The 4,423-nt window shown below is 69.0% G+C and carries 5 protein-coding genes; 4 read left to right on the forward strand and 1 reads right to left on the reverse strand.

Going from position 1 to position 4,423, the window contains the following annotated elements; genetic code table 11:
- Positions 1-90: 90 nt before the first annotated feature.
- Positions 91-657: an NnrU family protein gene (locus AC1DSO_RS24450; RefSeq protein ID WP_477071279.1), complete on the reverse strand. Its 567-nt coding sequence runs from the start codon at positions 655-657 to the stop codon at positions 91-93.
- Positions 658-803: 146 nt separating this feature from the next.
- On the opposite strand from AC1DSO_RS24450, the gene AC1DSO_RS24455 reads away from it, so the two are divergent.
- From AC1DSO_RS24455 to AC1DSO_RS24470, 4 genes are all read left to right on the forward strand, one after another.
- On the forward strand, positions 804-1,664 hold the full coding sequence (locus AC1DSO_RS24455; protein WP_477071280.1) for a TIGR01459 family HAD-type hydrolase: 861 nt from the start codon (positions 804-806) through the stop codon (positions 1,662-1,664).
- Between the two features lie 58 nt (positions 1,665-1,722).
- Positions 1,723-2,148 carry a MaoC family dehydratase gene (locus tag AC1DSO_RS24460; RefSeq protein WP_477071283.1) on the forward strand — a complete coding sequence of 142 codons (426 nt, stop codon included), beginning with the start codon at positions 1,723-1,725 and terminating at the stop codon, positions 2,146-2,148.
- Positions 2,148-3,101, forward strand: a complete 954-nt coding sequence (locus AC1DSO_RS24465; protein WP_477071281.1) for a bifunctional riboflavin kinase/FAD synthetase — start codon at positions 2,148-2,150, stop codon at positions 3,099-3,101. The genes AC1DSO_RS24460 and AC1DSO_RS24465 overlap by 1 nt, the downstream gene beginning before the upstream one ends.
- 190 nt (positions 3,102-3,291) lie before the next feature.
- Positions 3,292-4,383 (forward strand): S1C family serine protease, encoded by a 1,092-nt coding sequence (locus AC1DSO_RS24470; RefSeq protein WP_477071282.1) that lies wholly within the window; start codon positions 3,292-3,294, stop codon positions 4,381-4,383.
- The last annotated feature ends 40 nt before the right edge of the window (positions 4,384-4,423 follow it).

Below are 4,423 nucleotides of genomic sequence, written 5' to 3' on the forward strand. Positions count from 1 at the left end.
GCGCCGTATCGCTTCGCGACCCCCTCCGTCTCGATGCGTATTCGCATCGAGCCACCTCCCCCTAATGGGGAGGAAGGAGAACCTCGTCCCTCACCCCAGCGGCGCCACGCCGAACAGGAACCGGTGCAGGAAGAACACGAACACGCACCACAGCACCGTACCCGCCACCACCGCGATCACGTCCGCTCGCGGCCTGACCACCACCGGCGCGGGCTCCTTGCGGCCCAGGGCCGAGATCAGGTCGAGGATCGCCCAGACCAGGAACGCGCCGAACAGGGTCACCGAGGCCTGGTCGCCATTGGCCAGCAGGTGGCCGCTGGACCAGAAGATCACCCCCAGCAGCATCGGATGGCGCACGGTCGCCTTGATCCGTCCGGTCGGGGCATTGGCGGTCGGCATCAGCACGAAGGCCATCCAGACCAGGACCCAGGTCACACGCCGTCCCCAGGCCGGCGGGTCGTAGAGCTGCGGCGCCGTCGGCCGAAACAGGATCCAGCCCCAGATGATCAGACCCAGCCCCACGAATGAGGCCAGCGAATAAAGGCCCTTCCAGCGCTTGGGACTGGCGGTGATCTGGGCGTCGCGATACGGCCCGGCCAGGATCCGCACCGAGTGGACGCCCAGGAACACGACCAGGCCCAGGATCAGAATCGTCATGGCTGCCTCCCATTCGCGCGGAGGATAGTCACGGAACGCCGGTCTCCGAAAGCGTCGCGGTAGAGCTCTTGAATTCACGCCGATCAGCAACAGCTAAGGTTCCTGGCGACATTGACGCCTCGCCCTTACCCCCGTATCGCGCACCCATGATGGACTTCCCCGCCGGCCTTTCCGCCCTTTCCGACCGCTATGACGTGGTGCTCTGCGACGTCTGGGGCGTGATCCACAACGGCGTGGCCAGCTTTCCCGAGGCCTGCGAGGCCTTGACGAAGTGGGCGACGACCCAGGGTCCGGTGGTGCTGATCTCGAACTCGCCGCGTCCCTCGTTCGACGTGGTGGCGCAGCTGGACGGCCTCTCCGTGCCGCGCTCGGCCTGGAACGGTTTCGTCACCTCGGGCGACGCCACCCGCGCGCTGCTGAAGCCCCACGCCGGAACCAAGGTCTGGAAGGTCGGCCCGGAGCGCGACGCGCCCCTCTGGGCCGGGTTCGACCTCACCCTCGCCGGCTGCGAGGACGCCGACTTCATCCTGTGCTCGGGCCTCTACGAGGACGAGACGGAGGTCCCCGAGGACTATCGCGACCGCCTGAAGGTCGCCGCCGACCGGGGCCTGCTGTTCATCTGCGCCAACCCCGACCGCGTGGTGCAGCGCGGCGACCGCCTGATCTTCTGCGCCGGGTCGCTGGCCGACCTCTATGAGAGCCTGGGCGGCCAGGTGGTGATGGCGGGCAAACCCTATGGGGCGATCTACGATCTGGCCCTGGCCGAGGCGGCCAAGCTGCTCGGCCGCCCCGTCGATCGCGACCGCGTGCTGTGCGTCGGCGACGGCGTCATCACCGACGTCAAGGGCGCCCACGACCAGAAGCTGGCCTGCCTGTTCGTCGCCAAGGGCATCCATGGCGAAAAAGCCATCGGCCCCGACGGCCGGCTGATCCCCGACGCCGTCCAGGCTCTGCTGGACGCCGAGGCCGTGGGCGCGACCCACGCCATCGGCGATCTGGTCTGGTGAAGACGAATTGACCCGCTAAACTGTGGTGCAACGCACAATAAAAACCGCAGGGGAACGCATCATGCAGGGCAAATTTCTGGAAGAGCTGAGCGTCGGCCAGTCGGCCGAACTGGTCCGCACGGTCGGCGAGGCCGACATCGAGGCCTTCGCCGACGTGACCGGCGACAACAATCCCGTCCACTTGGACGCCGACTACGCCGCGACCACCAGCTTCGGCGAGCGCATCGCTCACGGCATGCTGTCGGCCGGCTACATCTCGGCGGTGCTGGGCACGACCCTGCCCGGTCCGGGCGCGATCTACCTGTCGCAAGCCCTGCGCTTCAAGCGGCCGGTCCGGATCGGCGACGCCGTCACCGCCCGCGCCACCGTCACCGAGATCGACCAAGCCAAGGCCCGCGTCACCCTCGCCACCGTCTGCCTGGTCAATGGCAAGCCGGTGGTCGATGGCGAGGCCGTGGTCATGGTTCCCCGCAAGGCCGCCTGATGCATCTGAAGACCGTCCACGCCTGGAAGAACCTGCCCCCCGAGGAGCGCGGCGCGTCCGTGGCGCTCGGCAATTTCGACGGCGTGCATCGCGGCCACCAGCAGGTGATCGCCCAGGCGGCCAAAGCGGCGCTGGTCGGCAAGACCCCGCTGGGCGTGGCCAGCTTCGATCCCCACCCGCGCCGGCTGTTTCGCCCGAGCGAGCCGGCCTTCAAGCTGATGACCCACGGCCAGCAGGCCCGCGCCTTGGGCGGGCTGGGGGTGGACCTCTTCTACCTGCTGCCGTTCGACTTCGAGATGGCCAGCTTCGGTGACCGCGAGTTCGTCGAGAAGGTGCTGGTCGAAGGCCTCGCCGTGAAGCACGTAGCCGTGGGCTTCGACATCTCGTTCGGCCGGGGCCGCAGCGGCAGCGCCGACCTGATGAAGACCTATGGCGCCGAGTACGGCTTCACCGTCTCGGTGGCCGAGCCGGTGGCCGAAGTCTCGGCCGGGGGGGACGGCGAGAAGTTCTCGTCGACCAGCGTCCGCGACGCCCTGCGCGACGGCCATCCGGAACAGGCCGCCCGCATCCTGGGCCGGCCGTTCGCCATCGAGGGCGTGGTGCGCCGGGGCCAGCAACTGGGCCGCCAGCTGGGCTTCCCGACCGCCAATGTCGAGGTCGAGGACTATGTGGTGCCCAAGCTGGGCGTCTACGCCACCCGCACTCGCCTGCCCGACGGCCGCGAAGTGCCCGGCGTGGCCAATCTCGGCAACAACCCGACCACCGGCGAGGTCGAGACCCGGCTGGAGACCTGGCTGTTCGACTTCGACGAGGATCTCTACGGCCAGGTGATCGAGACCGACCTGATCACGTTCCTGCGGCCGGAGCTGAAGTTCGACAGCATCGACCTGCTGGTCCAGCAGGTGCTGAAGGACGAGCAAGCGGCCCGGGCGATCGTGGCGCCGGGGTTCTAGTTTCCTTCTCCCCTTGTGGGAGAAGGTGGCTCGCGAAGCGAGACGGATGAGGGGTCGCGCCGCCAAATCCGGACAGGCCTATCGACCCCTCATCCGTCGACTGCGTCGACACCTTCTCCCGCAAGGGGAGAAGGGGTTTCCCAAGCGCCCCCGCCCCGTTAACCTTCCTGAACGGCTGGGTGGGGACCGCATGCTCAAGGGACGCAAGTACGACCTGTTCGCGCGCGCCAAGCAGCCCGCCCGCGCGCGTCGGCACGAGATCCTGGCCTATCCGGACGGCGCCCAGCTGGTGTTCGACACCGGCAAGGCCATCGAGGTCGAAGGCGGTTATTGCGCCCTGCCCGACGGTGATTTGCTGGACGCCTATTCCAACGCCGTGGTCCGCGCCGTCGAGCGGGTGGGTCCGAGCGTGGTGCGCATCCATCCGATGCTGGAGGACCCGCGCATGGCGGGCGTCGGCTCGGGCTTCGCAATCGGTGAGGCCGGGCTGATCCTGACCAACAGCCATGTGATCCAGGGCGCCAGCCGCTTCGTGGTCATCACCGCCGAGGGCCGCAGCCTGACGGCGCGCTGCGTCGGCGACGATCCCGACACCGATCTGGCGGTGATCAAGGTCGACCAGGCCGCCGACATTCCGGTGGCTAGGCTGGGCGACTCCAAGAAGCTGCGGCGCGGCCAATTGATCATCGCCATCGGCGCGCCGCTGGGCTTCGAGGCCACCGTGACCACCGGCGTCGTCTCGGCTTTGGGCCGCAGCTTGCGCGGCGAGCGCGGCCGGCTGATCGAGGACCTGATCCAGACCGACGCGGCGCTCAATCCCGGCAACAGCGGCGGGCCGCTGGTCAATTCCACCGGCGAGGTGGTCGGCATCGCCACGGCAATCATCGCCGGGTACCAGGGCCTGTGCTTCGCGGTGGCGGCCAACACCGCCCGCTTCGTGATCGCCGAGCTTCTGGCCCACGGCCACGTGCGGCGCGGCTCGATCGGCCTCGTGGCCCAGCAGGCCCCGATCCCGCCAGCCCTGGCCCAGGCGACGGGCGTGCGCCAGCCCTATGCCGTCTACGTCGCCCACGTCGACCTCGGCGGGCCGGCGGCCAAGGCGGGCCTACGCGAGGGGGACTTGCTGGTGGCCGCCGGCGACCAGCCGCTGACCGGCCTCGACGACCTCTTGCGGGCGTTGGACCACCACAGCATCGGCCGGCCGACCGTATTCACGGTGATCCGCCAGGCGAGATTGATGAGCGTGACGGTGACGCCGAAGCCGCGGAAGCCGGGGGCTTAGGCGAAGATCCTCCCCCGCGCGCGGGGGAGGTGGCCCAGAG

The sequence above is a fragment of the Caulobacter sp. P4_E5 genome, assembly GCF_056401555.1.

Bases quoted from the DNA above. Each gene is read 5' to 3' on its own strand.
- AC1DSO_RS24455 (WP_477071280.1), top strand. From the start codon at position 804: ATGATGGACTTCCCCGCCGGCCTTTCCGCCCTTTCCGACCGCTATGAC.
- AC1DSO_RS24470 (WP_477071282.1), top strand. From the start codon at position 3,292: ATGCTCAAGGGACGCAAGTACGACCTGTTCGCGCGCGCCAAGCAGCCC.
- AC1DSO_RS24450 (WP_477071279.1), bottom strand. From the start codon at position 657: ATGACGATTCTGATCCTGGGCCTGGTCGTGTTCCTGGGCGTCCACTCG.
- AC1DSO_RS24465 (WP_477071281.1), top strand. From the start codon at position 2,148: ATGCATCTGAAGACCGTCCACGCCTGGAAGAACCTGCCCCCCGAGGAG.